General features: G+C 60.3%; 18 protein-coding genes. All 18 read right to left on the bottom strand.

The genetic code is table 11. The annotated features are described in order from the left end of the window. Nucleotides 1-66: 66 nt before the first annotated feature. A complete protein-coding gene (locus AC0J4F_RS21845) occupies nucleotides 67-594 on the bottom strand; it encodes a hypothetical protein (RefSeq protein WP_473024694.1) in 528 nt (175 codons plus the stop codon). 26 nt (nucleotides 595-620) lie between these two features. Further along, entirely contained in the window at nucleotides 621-1,844 is a 1,224-nt protein-coding gene (locus AC0J4F_RS21840; protein ID WP_473024693.1) for a hypothetical protein, read from the bottom strand. Continuing rightward, on the bottom strand, nucleotides 1,844-2,065 hold the full coding sequence (locus tag AC0J4F_RS21835) for a hypothetical protein (RefSeq protein ID WP_473024692.1): 222 nt from the start codon (nucleotides 2,063-2,065) through the stop codon (nucleotides 1,844-1,846). The genes AC0J4F_RS21840 and AC0J4F_RS21835 overlap by 1 nt, the downstream gene beginning before the upstream one ends. Before the next feature lie 2 nt (nucleotides 2,066-2,067). Beyond that, the gene (locus AC0J4F_RS21830) at nucleotides 2,068-5,244 is read right to left on the bottom strand and encodes a DUF4815 domain-containing protein (RefSeq protein WP_473024691.1); all 3,177 of its coding nucleotides are present in this window, start codon (nucleotides 5,242-5,244) and stop codon (nucleotides 2,068-2,070) included. A 9-nt stretch (nucleotides 5,245-5,253) separates the two neighbouring features. Then, nucleotides 5,254-5,982, bottom strand: coding sequence for a hypothetical protein (locus AC0J4F_RS21825; protein WP_428527166.1), 729 nt, complete (start codon nucleotides 5,980-5,982; stop codon nucleotides 5,254-5,256). A 23-nt stretch (nucleotides 5,983-6,005) separates the two neighbouring features. Further along, complete coding sequence (locus AC0J4F_RS21820) at nucleotides 6,006-7,526, bottom strand: phage tail protein (RefSeq protein ID WP_473024690.1); 1,521 nt, start codon at nucleotides 7,524-7,526, stop codon at nucleotides 6,006-6,008. Beyond that, entirely contained in the window at nucleotides 7,523-8,380 is an 858-nt protein-coding gene (locus AC0J4F_RS21815) for a hypothetical protein (protein ID WP_473024689.1), read from the bottom strand. Before AC0J4F_RS21815 ends, AC0J4F_RS21820 begins: the two co-directional genes overlap by 4 nt. Continuing rightward, the gene (locus AC0J4F_RS21810) at nucleotides 8,373-8,756 is read right to left on the bottom strand and encodes a GPW/gp25 family protein (RefSeq protein WP_428527160.1); all 384 of its coding nucleotides are present in this window, start codon (nucleotides 8,754-8,756) and stop codon (nucleotides 8,373-8,375) included. The genes AC0J4F_RS21815 and AC0J4F_RS21810 overlap by 8 nt, the downstream gene beginning before the upstream one ends. Before the next feature lie 47 nt (nucleotides 8,757-8,803). Next, complete coding sequence (locus AC0J4F_RS21805; protein WP_473024688.1) at nucleotides 8,804-9,031, bottom strand: hypothetical protein; 228 nt, start codon at nucleotides 9,029-9,031, stop codon at nucleotides 8,804-8,806. Between the two features lie 25 nt (nucleotides 9,032-9,056). Next, a complete protein-coding gene (locus AC0J4F_RS21800; RefSeq protein ID WP_473024687.1) occupies nucleotides 9,057-9,653 on the bottom strand; it encodes a hypothetical protein in 597 nt (198 codons plus the stop codon). Further along, nucleotides 9,650-10,168, bottom strand: coding sequence for a hypothetical protein (locus AC0J4F_RS21795; RefSeq protein WP_473024686.1), 519 nt, complete (start codon nucleotides 10,166-10,168; stop codon nucleotides 9,650-9,652). The genes AC0J4F_RS21800 and AC0J4F_RS21795 overlap by 4 nt, the downstream gene beginning before the upstream one ends. Next, entirely contained in the window at nucleotides 10,165-10,638 is a 474-nt protein-coding gene (locus AC0J4F_RS21790; protein WP_473024685.1) for a phage virion morphogenesis protein, read from the bottom strand. Before AC0J4F_RS21790 ends, AC0J4F_RS21795 begins: the two co-directional genes overlap by 4 nt. A 2-nt stretch (nucleotides 10,639-10,640) precedes the next feature. Further along, nucleotides 10,641-11,081, bottom strand: coding sequence for a gp436 family protein (locus AC0J4F_RS21785; protein WP_473024684.1), 441 nt, complete (start codon nucleotides 11,079-11,081; stop codon nucleotides 10,641-10,643). Nucleotides 11,082-11,085: 4 nt separating this feature from the next. Continuing rightward, nucleotides 11,086-11,406 (bottom strand): hypothetical protein, encoded by a 321-nt coding sequence (locus tag AC0J4F_RS21780; protein ID WP_473024683.1) that lies wholly within the window; start codon nucleotides 11,404-11,406, stop codon nucleotides 11,086-11,088. Nucleotides 11,407-11,524: 118 nt separating this feature from the next. Continuing rightward, a complete protein-coding gene (locus AC0J4F_RS21775; protein WP_473024682.1) occupies nucleotides 11,525-12,427 on the bottom strand; it encodes a Mu-like prophage major head subunit gpT family protein in 903 nt (300 codons plus the stop codon). 55 nt (nucleotides 12,428-12,482) lie between these two features. Next, nucleotides 12,483-12,884: a hypothetical protein gene (locus AC0J4F_RS21770; protein ID WP_473024681.1), complete on the bottom strand. Its 402-nt coding sequence runs from the start codon at nucleotides 12,882-12,884 to the stop codon at nucleotides 12,483-12,485. A 38-nt stretch (nucleotides 12,885-12,922) separates the two neighbouring features. Continuing rightward, nucleotides 12,923-13,915, bottom strand: a complete 993-nt coding sequence (locus AC0J4F_RS21765; protein ID WP_473024680.1) for a phage protease — start codon at nucleotides 13,913-13,915, stop codon at nucleotides 12,923-12,925. 324 nt (nucleotides 13,916-14,239) lie between these two features. Further along, nucleotides 14,240-15,475, bottom strand: coding sequence for an MBL fold metallo-hydrolase (locus AC0J4F_RS21760; RefSeq protein WP_473024679.1), 1,236 nt, complete (start codon nucleotides 15,473-15,475; stop codon nucleotides 14,240-14,242). Between the last annotated feature and the right edge of the window lie 29 nt (nucleotides 15,476-15,504).

The raw sequence follows: 15,504 nt of genomic DNA, 5'->3' as shown, positions 1-15,504 counted from the left end.
GCGCTGACGTATTGATCGCGGCAGTATCGTTGCTCGGGTCTTGATCGTTGGACAAGCCACTTCTGCCTACGGCCAGGTAATTTCTAACGCCACGTCCAAGTCTTCCACAGATCCGGCGGCTTCAATGGCCGCATTGGCGGTGACCGTAAGGGCCTCGATTTGCGCCGCCGCTGTCACCCAGCCGTTGGACGCGTCCAGGACGATCTGGACCATGTCGGCAAGCGGGATCCCGCGCGCAGCCGCTTCAACCGACAGCATCGGGCATTCAGCTGTCGCGTCTGCCTGGTAGGCCTTCGCCTCGGCATACTTCTCCCGGTAGACCATCGCCTTGCCATCGCCCGGCGTGATCCATTTGCCACGTGCGGTTTCCGCCAAAACGATGAGCCGGCCCTTTGCTTCCGTCTTCAAGGCGCTTAATTGTTCGGCCTCTAAGGCAGCGCCCGAAACTTCGGAAATTGAGCCGTTCTGGCGTTCATAGGTCTTGGCGGGATCAAACCCGGATGGGGCCACATAGAACTCGGAAGACGGCTTGGACGGCGCCAGCGTTGTTTCCACCTGGCGGCCGTTCTCATCAAAACGAAGATAGTGTTTCATTGGTCAAAGGTCCTTTAAACGGCCGTTTAAGCCGCGTTTTTCCAGGGGGTGAAATCGGAGGCGTTGTTTTTCAAGAACGCTTGCTGGGCAGTCCTGCCGTCGATCTCGAGGCCGGATGCGCGCAGGGTCGGTAAGTTGAAGAAGCCGCACTCCTTCACGAACTGATAACCGCTGGAGGACGTCCAGTAGTGGTCAGTGCAGGCCAACACAAAAGCCGCTGTGGTTTTGGCGGGAACCGAGATGCTTTGAGCGGTGCTCGTTACGGTGCTGGTCGTCACGTTCCAAAGCTGGTTATAGGTCAATGCGGATATGGCCGCCCGGTTGTCATCGTCCGCATTTGGCAAGACCCGAAACAGCTGCGCGCCCTCATGGCCGGACCCCCAGCGCGTCGAATAGCTGAAGCTTAACGAGGCGCTGATTTCCGCATCCGTTGAGTTCCTCAAAAAGATCGCCGCGATGTTGAAGGTCGGGTAGTTCTGTTGATTGCTGCTGTTCGCGTGCTCTGTGTATTGATGCGCAACCCCAACCGCATTGGCATCATCTGAAAACGGCAAAATCTGGCGGGGAACACGGTTGTGCCGAACCCGCTCGCTGTCGTGCCCCATGCCCAAGAGCAGCTTGAATAAATCGGCCATGCTTGCGCTGTTGTAGGTTTGCGGCAGTTGAGACGTATAGCTGAACGCCCCGTTGCTCATGAACCTTGTAAAATCAGCAATCAGAATGCCCTGGTCCATAGCTTCACGGTCGCCGCCAACATTGGCAAGGGCGGTTGCCTCTGCCGCAGAGATTTCACTCAAGGCCGCTAGCTTGGCGGCGTCTATGATCCCGGTTAGCTCGTTGGCTTTGTCACTGGCGAGCGTCTCCATCATCGCGGCCTTGGCGGTGTAGAGATCGTTGATCGCCGTTTCAGAGGTGGCGCGCAGCTGGTTGATTGCCGTGGTGGCGACTGTGCCCAGGTCATTGATGTCCTGGGCGATCCCGGTGTAGAGGGCGTTCATTTGGGCTTGAACATCAGTCGACAGCGCATTGATCGCCGCATCTGCCGCAGCGGAGAGAATTGCCAAAGCCTCAAACTTCTTGTTGCCAATCGCGGCGACATCGGCCGCCGTCATGTTCGGCATGACCGTTCGGGCGAGCATCGATAGCTCCCGGATCCGGTCGATGCCAACCGACCCCGGATTTTCATTCTCCTGGGCAAAGACTGCGGCAATGGCGTCCATAATCGCCTGGTAGTGCGGTGTGTCTGACATCAGTCAACTCCTAGATCGTGAACGCCAAGGAACCGGTAGGCTTCTTCGGTGCGCAGTTCCCGGCGGAGGGTGGCGTCTCTCGACGCCATTTCGGTTTCATGAGCGGTGAGGGCGGCGTCGATCCCGGTGACCGCCTGGTTCAACCGGTCGACGCCCGATTTTTGAACGCCCTCGGGGTCGGCAAGCGGCAGGTCGCGCGGGGTTTTGGGATCGTTCGCCATGATCAGACCGCCAAGCTCAACGCTTTCAACTTGCGCACACGCGGCCGGTGCAGGGCGGTCCCCGCCGCTGTGAGCTTCACCGCCGTGGTTGGCGCGGTAAAGCCTGACAGGCGGTAGGTGTGCTCGTACCAGCCGTCCCCGGCCTCAACGTGGGCCTCGTGGGACACCGCCGTGTAGTCGCCGTTTTCCTCGCGGACCTCGACCGTCACCGTCGAGTTGCCGGGCAAGAACGCCTCAAAGCGCACCAACACGTCCGCGTTTGTGCCGCCCGTGAAGGCGCGGGTCACATAGTCGCCCTCATCGGCCAATGTTCCCAACACGACCTGGACGTTTGGAAACAGGATCGGCGACGCGTTCCCGGTTTCCGGTCCTTTCAGAACCGCGTGAACCTGCAGGTCCTCGGTGATCTTTTCCGACAGCGACACCACCGAATTGGGGGCAACGCGGATGGCGGAGCCGTCGGTCCGGGTAAAGGTCAGCTCGATTTCAGTACCGGCGGCCGGTGTGTCCACCCCGGCGTTGGCCAGAAGATCGGTCAGCTGCTCGGCCGCAATGGTTCCAAGCGGAACGGTGCGGGACGCCTCGGTAAAGGTGGCCTCCAGGATGTCACAGGTGAGGTCCATGTTCTGGTGCGCCGTCCAGGTCCGGGCGTTGGAAGACGACAGCAAGACCATGTTGGTGTTCGCCTGCGCGGTCACCCAGCCATGGTTTGGATCGTATTTGCCGGTTTCGGCGATCCCGAGCGCATGGTCCGCGTCGTCTGTCAGGAAGACAAACGCGCGCTCGGCCCCCTCCGGCCACCAGGGCGGCAGATCGAACAGGACATCCACCGTCTCGCCAACGGACACCGAGGTCATGTCGATGATGGCATCGGCGATGACGGTTTGGTTCGGCAAGCCGGTGGTCGTTTCGCGCAGCTGCATGATGATCGGCTTTTCAGTATCGCCAATCGCCATGATGGTGACGCGGATCCCGGCGCAATGGAAACCGCGCGGGGTCAGGAATGTGGTGGCCAACGGGTCGCGGCCCGCCCACCAGAACGTGGTGGTCCGGGTTGTCACCTGGCGCAGCTCGCGCAAGGTGATCGTGCCGCGTCCAATGTACTCGGCGCCGCCAAAAGATCCTTGAGTACCGAGGGCCTCAACCATCTTTGCGCCAACCGGGATATCCGGCGGCACTTGGAACGTGCCGGACATTGCACCGTTTTCGTCAGCGACCGGGGCAGGGTCCGGCAGGACGCTCACCCCGTCAAAGGTCAGGCTTGCCAGGACTTCGTTCGCATCGAAGCCGGACACCGTGAACGCCACGTCGCGTTGGCGGAGTGTGGTGCTTTCCGTGGTTTCCTCGCGCAGCACCTCGACCGACGTGCTGGTGGACGTGGAAGACGCATTGCCGGATCCACGGGTCAGGCTCCGGGTGACCGCGCTCTGCCAGGTCTCATTGACCGTGGTCCATTGATCGACCGCCGGGTCCAGCGTGACAATCGCGGGCAACGGGTCGAAGGCCATGTAGGGGTTGACCTTCATGGAACCGGTTTGAAGCGGCTGGGAAACGAAGGCGCTGACCTCGTAATTCAGAGACCAGGCTTCCGGCGACAAGGCCCCGTCCAGAACGGTGGCCGCAATCGGCAGGGTCAGCTCGCCGTCAATGATGGCCAGCGTCTGCGGGATACCCTGGTCGCGCAAATCATCGTCCACGAAGTTGTCAACGAAAATGCCATTCTTGGCGGCCGGGTCCATCCGGTCCGCGTCCTGGCGCAACTCAACACGGGCAAGCTGATCAAAGGCCGTGACCAACAGTTTCCGCATATCCTGTATATCGTCATAGGGCACTGACCGTGTGGCAACGTTGCGCACTTCCGGCGGTGTTCCGGTTGCGAACGTGTTGGCAATGGTGGCCAGCGGCAATAGGTCGTCCGGCACCTGCGGCGGGACCGGATTGTAGGCAGTTGAAACGCCTTTAACACAGACGATCTCGCCAAGCGTGTTGACCGCAAGGATATCGGTGCGGGGCCTGCGCCATTTGTAATCGATATCAACTTCACTGTCTGTCACCGCGCCGGATACGGTCACGGTATTGTCGTCCCAAGCGTCGGGGTCGATGGATTTCTTGTAGCGGTAGGTTACGGAGTAGGTGGACCCCGGCGCGGGTTCCACACCCCCGGCCGACCAATCCACCTCATCGCCGATCAGCGTGAAATCTGACCCGACCGCATAGGTGGTCGCGCCCTGCTTGATCTCAATGATGGTGGCGATTTGCGCGTGGGGGAGCGGGTCCCGGCCGCCGGAGGTTTGCCCGCGCAAGACGTTTTCTGTCACTTGGGTGAGCACCGACACGTCAAGGATCTCATCGATCGGGGTGCGGTTCAGCGTGAAAATCATGGTGCCGTTGCCGCCGTCGGCGAAATAATGCGGCTCGGCGTTGATGGTTTCCAGATCCGGATCGTCAGCGTAGGCAACGCGCAATGCGGCCGCACGGTCGATCTTGAGGCCGCGCACGTTGGCGACACCCTCTTCAATGGAATAGGTTCGCTCGTTGTTGATGAGGCCAAGATAGGTGACCTTGAAACCGCTGGCGACATAGTTGCCGTTGGCGTCCCGGTCATAGCGGGCGATCTCCGCATTGAGGCCCGTGATTTGCGGCGGCGGCGAGTTGTCCACCACCACGCCGTTGACGATCCGGTAGACCGGGAAGAACCGGTAAGAGACCACCGGTGTATCGGCCAGAGCCTCGGTGGAAGCCCCCCAACGGCACTTTTCCTGAAGGCGGGCCGCGCGCGGCTGACCGTGGGTCTTGAAGCGTTGATCGTTGAACTTCAAGGACGGGTCTTCCAACATTGTGATGACCCGTGTTTCGATGATGACGCCCACCGAAACCTCACCCGTCACGGGCAAGGTCATGTCGGCCGGGGCAAGATCGCGGACGTGGCCCTGAAGGTAGACCGATCCGGCTTCCAAAGAGGTTGCGCCGGTCGTATCGTTGACCACGATCTGCCCGCCGGAGGCGACATCGCCATCACGGAACAGGGCGTCGCCGTTGGCTTTCATCTGATGGCGGATCTGGCTTTGGGTTTCGCTCAAATCCTGCGCGAAGAAATAGCCGTCCTCGGTAAAGACGCTTTCGACGTATTCCTTGGCCGGATCGAACTCGTTTTTGTGGAACTGTGGGTAAATCGGCATGGGCCGCTCCTAGATCTCGAACACGAGGGAAAGATCAAGGCCGCTTTCCCCGGAGTGCGGGACGGCGGCAATGTGGGTGGCAAGCGCCAAAACCCCGGTTTCCGTTACTTGATCAGGTTCATAGAACTGCTGGCCCGGTGGCAGTTGCGCGTCGACCGCGCAGCCCATGAACAAGCCATAGGCGCGGATCGGATCGCCCGTGCCGTCATTCGGCAAAAGGTGGGCGCGGGCGAGCAGCATGCGGGTCGGCCGCTGCACAATCGCGTAAAGGTCGGACCCGATGTAGACGGTCACCGCGTTGTCGCTGTCCAGCACCTCAGCGACCGGCAAACAGAAATCGAGTGCGGTTGGCGCCAACCGGCCAACCTCGGCCTGGAGCACCGTTTGCTCCAGCGCGGCGGGCGGTGTCGATGCCTTGTAGGTAAACTGGACCTGGGCACCGGGGGGAATGGCACCGGTGGCAAGCCGGGTCACCGTGCCGGTTTGGCTGTCCACGGTGTAGTCGGTGTTCAACACGTAAAGCGTATCCCCGGCGGCGTTGGACAGCTGCGGGTCTTCCAGAGGCGCCAGATCGCTGGAAAACGTATCTGCGTCAAAGGTCTTCAGCTCGGCCTGATTTTCCCCCCACCAGTCCTCGCCATTTGCCACGGCAATCAGGAAGGTTTTGGGGTCGGCGATGAACAGATCGCGCAGCACCTTGGCAACTTCGGCGCGGCCTGCATTGGTCAAGACAGCCATTTTGGTGGGCTCCTATGTTTCGGTCATGGCGTTTCGGTATGGGCAAACAGGCCGACCGGGTTGGGTGGTGAGAAATTGAGGTCCGGGGACCAAGTCAGGCCGGAGACCGGCGCACCCTTGGACACAGCGGCGGCGCCGCCGGTCGACACGGTCTGGCCTGCATCTGCGGCGCTGGTCGCGGCCGCAGTTCTTTCCAGCGTGATATCGACACCGTTGTTCACGGCACCGGTGGTGGCCAGCGCCAACGAGACCCTGATCGGGTCCGGGACTTTGGCAAGGTGAAGCCAATGCGGTTTGGAGACCTGGTCGAGGAACCGGGTGGTTGCAAAGCGGGCGTGGCTTGCCTGAACCGGTACCAGATAGGCAAAGCGTGATTGCCAATCGGCAAACCGGGTCTGTGCACCCCGGACACTAGCGGCCAGGTGGCGGTCCGCTTCAGCGGAGGGAACCAGCCCTGTGCCCGCAATGTGCTCGCCCGGTGAAACGGCCTGACCGTGTGGGCTTTTGCGGGCCTTGTGGCCCGCAAACCGTGGGGGCGGGCTGGTGGCCAAGGCCCCTACGGTCTGCGCGGGGCCGGTGTTTAAAGCCCCTTTACCGGCCGCTTTAAGCACCCGTTCAATGGGGTCCGGGATCCGGTAGACCCGTTCCCACCCCGGTGCATCGACTTTAGAGCCGAACGGGAAGCCAATCTTTAGCCCGCCGCCCTCCACAGGCCTCAAGCCGATGAACACTGATTGCCAATCGGCAAAGCGGCCATGGCCTGCCCAAGCACTGGCAATGGGTCGAAGCACGTCCATCTGACCGCGTTGACGCGCGCCCGCGCGGGCCTTGAGGCCAATGGACGGCAAGGCCTGGTCCGGCGGCGCGAACTCTTGCCGTGACCCGGCCTTGTCCACGCCAAAGACGATTTTCATGTGCCGCCGCGCGACCGACCCCAGCAGCACGTCGAGGCCGCCCCGCAGTTCCGGGACCGCTGCGGCGTGTGCCAACCGGTAATCGACAAAGGACAGGATTGGTCCGTCCGGGGTCATGCGGTGGCCGCTGTCCGCGCCAAAGATGGACAACGCCATTTTGGACCGGCCGCCGCCTCTGACCGCGCGGATGTCGTAGTTGTAGGTGAGCCGGTAGAGCTTGGAGCGCAAGGAGTTGGACAGGCGGGACAAGTTGATGACCGCCTCAAGCCGGTCGCCAATGACAAGCTCGGTGAGGTGGAGGTGATAGTTCTTGTTTGCCTCTGCCTCGAATTCCGCGGAAACGTCGATCCAGCCGCGCGCTATGTGGCCCGCCGGGATCGTGCCACGCACCTTGTGCCAGGGGCGGCCCTCAGCCAGCGCCCGGCGCGGGTCGGTCAGGTAAGGCATGACCGGCTGCAAGCCCCATTCCCAAATCAGAAAAGGCAGCTCTTCATCGGCCGGGCGTTCAAACCTGTCCTCCAAGCGCGCGGGGATCGCGGCGATATCCTCCGGCACGGCCATGGCTTCTGCCAAGGCGCGTTCCAGCGCGCTGTCATTGGGCGGCAGGATGAGGCGGCGGGGCAGGGTCAATAGGCCCTCCCGCTCGCCAATTCAAGCACGAGGCTGTCCAGTGTTGCGACTTGGTAGGGGTGAACGTCCGGGGGCGGAGCACCCAACTCTTCCACCGAATAGACACCGGGAACCTGAAGCCGCGCGGAAGACCAGGACCACGGCATGTCGCGGCCGAGCGCCCGGCGCACCGCAAAGCCGTCCCGGTAGTGCCTGTCGAGCGCATTGAAGACCGCCGGGTCGGTGTCCGGCTCCAACACAATCCGGGCACGGACGGTGACCGGGACCGGTTCGGCGCCCATAACGATGATTTCGATATGATCTTCCGGGTGGACCGCTTCGGATGTCAGCTTTGCCCCAACACGGGCGACCAGGTCTTCCGAGGGGATGCCATCCACCGTCTTGGCGAGGATCGCGACGCGGACGGTGCTGGCATCGGGGAAATCAACCGCAATGGCTTCGATCTCATTGGGGGCAACGGCAATGGCATGGCGCCGGTACCACTCCGGCGGACCGGCGGCCGAGGACCCGGTCCGGCCGAGGATGATGCGCTCCTGGCGGCGTTCCTTGGTTTCCCCGTCGACCGGCTCCAGGCCTTCATCGCGCATCAGGTGGACAAGGTTGTCACCGCTTGCGAAATAGACAAAGCGGCTGCGGTAACGCTCGTTGTGGCGCTGGCGGGCGTTGGCCTCGTCCTCGGCGTCCGCGCGCAACAACCGGACCACGATATTGCTTTCGGTCAAGCTCGTGTAGTCGTTGCCGGTTGCCGTCTTGTAGGACGCCAGGAACACGCCAAGCTTGCGTTGAAAAATCGCCTCGGCGGAAAACTCGTCAATGATCGACGGCGGGGTCAGAAGGTGGAGGGCGTCAGACACGGAGCGCCTCCGGATTTGTCTCTGGGGTCAACTCCGGATCATCCGGGTCATAAACGCGGGTGAACACTTCACCGGTCGGCAGAAAGACGAAACTGTAGGCGAGCGCGACCCGGCCGGTTTCTGAAATGTCTTGCAGTTGAAACGTGCGGATGTCGGCTTCCGGCTCCCAATCGAACGCATCGATCAAAGCGCCGTAAAGATCCATGACGGCCGCCTCTCCGGCGGGCTTGGAAATCATCTCGGGGAGTTTGCTGCCGAAGGCCCGCTGGCCCGGTTGCGAGAAAAATGGCGTGGACAGGGTGGTTTCCACATCCTGCACAACCCGGTCGGGGCCGGACAAGGGTTCGCCTGTAAACCGGTTGGCGCCCAAAAGCATCACCGCGCTCCTTCTCGTATAGCGCGGTGATGGTGCGTCAGCTGGCCTTAGTAAGGCCCGGTGACATTTGAGCGGTCGAGAAGCTCGGCCGTGCTGGGTTCGATCACCATGATGTCAGGGCTGGCGTTGAACTCTGGCAGCTCTTCATCTGAGATCAAAACCAAGGCGCCTTCCTTGTAGTGGCGGCCATTGTGAAAATTGAGCTGAAGGATCCGCGCTTTTTCCGCGTCCCAGCCTTCGGGCAAGTCCGGCTTTATGGTCGTGTCTTTTGTCATTCTCTCAGTCCTTTCACTTTCGGGGTTAAACCGCGTGGGTTTTGCTGGCGCCGGTCACGATGGACCAGAGCCCGGCAGACGAGCCGATGGCCACCAGGACCTTGTCCCCGATGCGGGCAACCTTTGGGCCGCCTTCCGCGCCCAGATGCACCGTGGCGTTCACTGTGGCGGTGTCGGCATTGCAGGTGATTGTCCCGCTGGTGAGGTCGTAGGTTTCCTCACGCGCCTGGATCTTCGTGTCGCCGATGATGGTGAGGTCTTCCGCGCCGTGGTTGGACGGTGACGGGTTGGCCTCATTTGGACCGAGCGGCAGCACCAAAGAGGTTTCGCCCAGGTTGCCATTCGGGTTGATGACCACGACCTGTTCGCCCTTGGTGAGCGTGGTGCGTTTCTTGACGCCCCCGGCTTGGCCGAGCACCCGCGCAGGCGGGGTGGTGGCCTTGCCGCCGCCCTCATCGCCCTCGGTCTCATCGGAGACAATGGCCCGGTCGGTTTCCGGGTCGTATTCGTCCACGGTTGCCGTGCGGATGAGATCCCGGATCATGCCCTCCAGACGGACGATCTGCCCCTCCAGGTCGCGGATCCGGCTTTGCATGTCGCGCTGCCAAAGGTCTTGCCTCATGCCTCGGGCTCCCTCTTGTAGACCGTGTGTCCTTTGGTGGAGACCACTTCCTCCAGGGTGCGCGAACGATCCGGTGGATCGGCAAGCCGCATGTTCTGGCGCCAGGTCACGGCGGTGAGCGATTGGTTCTTGTTCCGCTCCTGCGATGTGAGCACCGGGATAACGTCAAACCCGGTCGGCTGGCGCAGGTGTTTGAAACCGAAGGTGTTGCGGTGAACCAGCCGGACCACCTCGGTGGCTGTTTGCCATGGATCCTCGCGGTGGGACCCGGTCTTGTTGACGATCATCACCGCCGCCTGAAATTCCAGGCGCATGCTCCCATCGTGTTCGATCTCCGGTTTTCCGTAGGCAATGGACACGAACGCGGCCGGGGTTCTGAAAGACATCTTGTCGAGGTCTTCTATGCGGAATTTACCGTGCAAGACTTCAACGGAGGTGAAGAGCCGGCACTCCTTCAATGCCGTTTCAAGGGCTTCCAAAAACGTCGTCGGGGTGGGCGCGGGGTGGTTTGTCACTGCACCAGGCTCCTGATGATGGTGTCGACCAGGTTCTCAATTTCCATCCGGTTCACCGGGGAAAGGCCGAGATAGGGGCGCGGCGGAATTGTCACCTTCTGGGCAAAGACCGTTTTGCCACCAACAGAAAAGACCAGCGCCTTCGCTTCCTTTGGAACAATCGTTGCGCCCATCTGGTGAACCGCCGCGTAGATCAGCGGCGAGCCGACCTCAACCGCCATGCCGGTGACCTCATAATCGATGGTGTCGCGCAAGGCGCCGCTCTCGACCAGAGTTTCCGAGCCCTGCTTATTGGGCTCCCAAGGGACCCCGTCTGGCGATGATTTTTCCACGTCAATCCGGCGTTGGGTCTGGCTTGTCACCAGCGCGCCGATGGGGTCCAGCAGCATGTCGGGGTTCAAGTTGGTGAACCGGCCAAGCGCCGCATTGATTTCCTCTTCCGGCGTTTCGACCTCGAACCGGACCGACATGGCTACATGCCCTTCAGGCTGTCGCGGGTCATGATCAGATCATCCGGGCCGTCAAACAAAACGTTGTCTGACCCGTCCGCACCGTCCGGGGTGGACGCGGCGGGTTCGGCAAGGCCAAGGCCGATTTGGCCCTTTGACACCTTGTCCAGAAACTTCTCCGCGCCTTCATAGCGCGCCCGAATGTCGTCGGTCAGGGCCGAATGCGACCCGGCCAGATAGTAGACCGCAATGTCGATGGCGATCCGCCGCAACACATCGGGAGCATGGACCAAGGGCAGTTGGTATTTGTGGGTGAGATACCCGTCAATGAACCGGCTGGCGTCTTCCAAGGCGCGCTCAGCAACGGCCCGGACCGGGGCGCCGGTGTTCTCCCGGTCGGTCAGGACCGCGAGTTCCTCAGAGCCGATGGCCTCAAGGGTTTGCTCATAAGTGGCGTAAAGCACCCGCTTACTCCGCAGACTTTGTGGGCTGTTTTGCCGGGGCCGCTTTCTTGACCGCTGGTTTTGCAGACTTTTTGACAGGCGGTTTTACTGAGGCGGGCGGGGTGGCGGCGCCTTGGGTTGTGGTGTCCGGGTCTTCTTCCGCCTGGTCCAGCCCGCCGTCGTTTTCAACGAGCTTGAGCACCGGGTCGGCTTGCAGGGTTTCGAACAGCGCCTTGGCTTCGTTCTCATCTTCCGGCAGCTCGACCGGCTTCGGCTGGCCCTTTCTAAACGCGATCCCGGCGCGGCGGCGGTCGCGGGCGGCAATGAATGTGGCAATCCGGGTCATGGATCCAGTCCTTAAGGTTCGGCAAGAAAAAAAGCCGGACCGATGAGGCAAAGGCATCGGTCCGGCCACTCAGCCCATCAAGGGGCTTCAATCGGGGGTGACGTCGGCCCCGATCCGGTTAGCCGGTGGACAGCCAGGGGCAGACCACGACCTTGCACTTGTTCCGGTGCGGGTTCGGCTTGTTGTTTTCAAATTTCTCAACGCTCATGAGGATGTTGGCCGTATCTTCCAGCGTGTTTGGAACGAGCAGAACGTTGGGCTTGAGCGCGAGTTTACGGCCGTAGTCGCCTTCCTGGCTGGTCATCGCCGTGTAGGCTTCGGCGAAGTTGTCCGGGGTCAGCTCCTTCTTGGAGGCAAAGGCCATCTGCCAGAAGCCGTAGCCCGCATTTTCGCGAGACTTGGCTCCGTAGATGACCTCGTCCAGCATGAAGACCCGCTCAGAGCTGGTGTCGGTCAGGGCGTTGAACTCGGGCGCCTGACGAACCTGGCGGACGAGTGGCTTGAGAGCGCGGCTTGTATCCATGAGATACCAGGCAGGCCCGGCGCCATCGAAGAAATTGGATTTGGACTGTTCTTCCCCTTCCTTGTCCAGAACCGGGTGGTCGGTGTCGAAGAAGTTCTGGCCGTCGTAACACGCGCTTTCAAAGCCAAGTTCCAACGTTTCGAAGATCAGCTCATCCGGGTGGCGGGCCACCGCTTCACCCATGCCGGTCATGCGCGGGGCATAGATGCCAAGGTTGTCATCAGCCAGGTCATCCAGCTTGAAGCCCACCGTCAATTCGAATTTGCGGTTCTTGATCCGGTAGTCATGGGTGCCGAGCTGGCGGATGACCCGTTCACCGATCCACTCGCGCATGCCGGGAAACTCGCCAAGCCAGCCGTATTCATTGGACCCGGTGGAGCTTGGCACCTCCGAGGCAACCTGGCCCCACATGGCCGCAACGCTGTTAAAGCCATGCTGGTAGTTCTTTTTGAAGCCGACCCCGGCCGTCTTCAGGTTCTCAAGAGTAAAGTCTGCCATCGTCGGCTCCTAAAAAGGGATTGGGTTAGGGGGCGGGTTCTCCGACCGTGCGGGCCTATTCGAACTCGACCCAGATGCGGGTGCCCTCAACGTCGCGGATGATGCCCGCAGCCGAGCGGCTGCCGCCGTCATCGGTGCGCGACACCGTCTCATCGTCTTCGATGAAACAGCGGGCGTTGATGTCGGCGCGGGTGATCGGATCCGCGACAGAGTTTTCAAAGTGGAAGAGGCCGTCCCGGCGGCAGTCGACCATGACGGCGCCATCTGCACCGCCGGTGTTGTCTGCAAGGTTCTCCGCGACACCAGCCACGGTCAGCCCGGCTTTGATCAGGCCGGGTTTTGCCAAGCTGCCGTCCAGAACGATCAAAGCGCCTTTAAACGCCTTGCCACCGGCGGCCAGAGGATGAGTAAAGCGGTCGCCGGACCGGCGGCGCACTTCACGGGATTTCGTCAACATGGGGTTCTCCTGAAGTTCGACAGGCTTGGGTCAGCCGGTCAGATGACGCCTTCTGCCTTCAGGTCCTTAACCAGGTCCGCGTCGTCCGGATCGTGGCCAAGACCTTGGAGGATCTTGCGCTGGTCTTTGTTGAGGGCGATCTGGCCACCCTCCGGATTTTTCGTGGTGTCCTTGCCGCCGTCATTGATTGACGGGCTGGCGGCAACCATGGCTTTGAAGGCCTCAAGGCCGCCGTCCTGTTTGCAGGCGGCAAGGTGATAGTCTTTGGACGATGGGGCCACCTTGCCGTCCTTGATCGCCTGATCGATCACCGCCTCGGCCTTCTGGCCTTCGATGGTGTCGATCTTGTTCTGGGCGGTTTCCAGATTGCCTTTCAGCTGGTCGTAATCCGCGCGCGGCACAAACAGGGTTGCATCCGGCGTTTCCGCTTTGTTGAGGGCGATTTTCTTGTCGTCCTGCAATTGGGTGACGGCGGCCAAGATGGCCTGGTCGGATGCCTCATCCGTCAGCCCAAGCGATTTGCAAAGGGCAATACGAGCTGTCTTGTCCATAACGGTCTCCATACCGATGTCAGGGGTGCTTTGGGATTGGTCGGCCTTGTTCAGCGCCTGCATGATCAAGTTGGGCTGATTGGTCAGCCCGGCGCTTTTGATCGCCAGGATGTTCAGCGCCTTGTCGTGGTAGAAAACGGGCGACAGGAACCGGTATTCGCGACCGGAGATCATCTTGGCCGCCCGGTTGGTCCACCCGACCTTGCCCCAGATCTCGCCGTCCCGGTCTTCCATTGCGGTAATCCAGCCAGCGGCCGGGATCTCTTCGCCCTGTTTGATTTCGCTGGCGTGTTCATAGTCGATGGCCATCGGGCCGCCGTACCGTTGGAACGCGGCCAAGATGCCAGTTGGATCTGAGTTGTTGAATTCCCGCCCGTCGCGCCCGCGCATGTGTCCAGCCGGGAGCAGCTGGATCTCCAGTGGGGCCTGGCCTTCGGAATTCACGGCCAGCGGGTAACAATTTCGGGCGGTGTGTTTCATGGTCCGGACAGTGCCGGAACGCCGCTTAAGGCGGCCCGGTGACAAGTGCGGACCTCGTCACCGGATCAGTTTTGCCGTTAAAGGGGGTTTAAACGGGGTAGGGGCGCTGTTTTCAATTTTTGCGCCCGTTGATGCGCGAAAGGCTCTCAGGAGGCCTGTGTGGCGGCTTTTCCGGCGGTTTCCTGAAATGCAGATACTCAACGGTTGGCGTGCCCCAGTTCAACGCGCCGACTCCAGAAATAGTTGTATTCGACTGGTTTGCACGATTTAGAGTGTGTCGTAGGTTTGGATAGTGCAATCCGCTACGCCCTTTTTTTGGGGGCGTTACAAATCACATTCCAGTTCTAACTTGCTAGATCTGCTATCCGATACACTGTGAAAAACAGTTGGAGAGTTGGCCCAAACAGCATCGATTACATCAGCGCTTGGGTGGCCATATTTGTTTGGCCCCGCGGCCGCATAAGCAATCTGAAGATTAGGAAAACTTTCCAAAAATTGATCGCTGTGATTATGGATGGAGCCGTGATGTGGAAGCATACATACACCAACATATGGGGTGATTGGTTGGTAAAAGGCTTGGAACTTCCGCCGACGACGCACGCCGCGCAGTTGAGCGTCTCCTGTCAGCATCCAGCCAGTGTGAATTGAGAACCCCCGCGAGGCACGCTTATTGCTATGAGACACTCGACCAGGTCGAGTCCCTTGGATTGGACCGGAATAAAGGGTCATCGAAATCAAATTGTGATCTTGCCAAAGCGCGTCATAGCAATCTCGAATGATTTCTCTTTTGTCTGGTTGTCTTGCTAGGTCTGCAACGTCCCGCAAGTTAAGCGCGGAAGCAAATTTCTCAGAGATTTGTTTCTTAAACGCCGCCATCTTCCGTTTTGAAGGTGCGTGGACATACGGGATAAGCGTCCAATTCAGCGCGCTACCTCCAACATCTTCAAACCTTATAAAAGACCCTAGGTCTACACGCCTTTGTCTCGCCCGTGGTCCTACGGTGCTAGAGGGGTGGTGATCCGACAATTCAAGCTGAGCGGTTTTTCCGGCTGGCTCAATCCATTTTGGTTTTATCTCTGCCTTTGGAGAAGATTCAGCGTCGCTTGGTTCTAAGGGTAGTTCGGGGACTCGGAAATCATCGTCGTCACCATCGTCGTCGGGCCCTCCAATAAGAGTGATGGTTTCAACACCTCTCCGTCCGAACCATCCGGCAAGATCGCTAGCGGCTTCAATAAAGGTTCCAGTCAGCTTTCCAGATGACATGTCCCGCCCTAGGGCTACCAGCAGCGTGTCGCTGTTCAAATAAGGCAAGATCACTTCGCGAACTTGGACATGTTCGAGAAGGTTGTCCACGCCGCTTATATGGTCGCTGTCAAAGTGAGAGAGAAATAGGAAATCAGCTCTGTCGTCATCTGCGACTTTGTTAATTTCCCGCTGAAGTGCATCCCTCTGGTTTGATCCGCAGTCATATATCCAACGTGTCTTCTGAGGCCCGGCCTCGAACATTCCACAAAACATTCCACCCTGACCGACAGGGTGTTGGGTCATTGTCACTTTCATTCTGAGCCTGCGAATATAAAAAAGTGGGA

It is taken from the genome of Roseibium sp. R5 (assembly GCF_055755305.1).
Note: the sequence above shows the minus strand (reverse complement) of the source record. Positions and strands in the feature narration are given on the sequence as shown.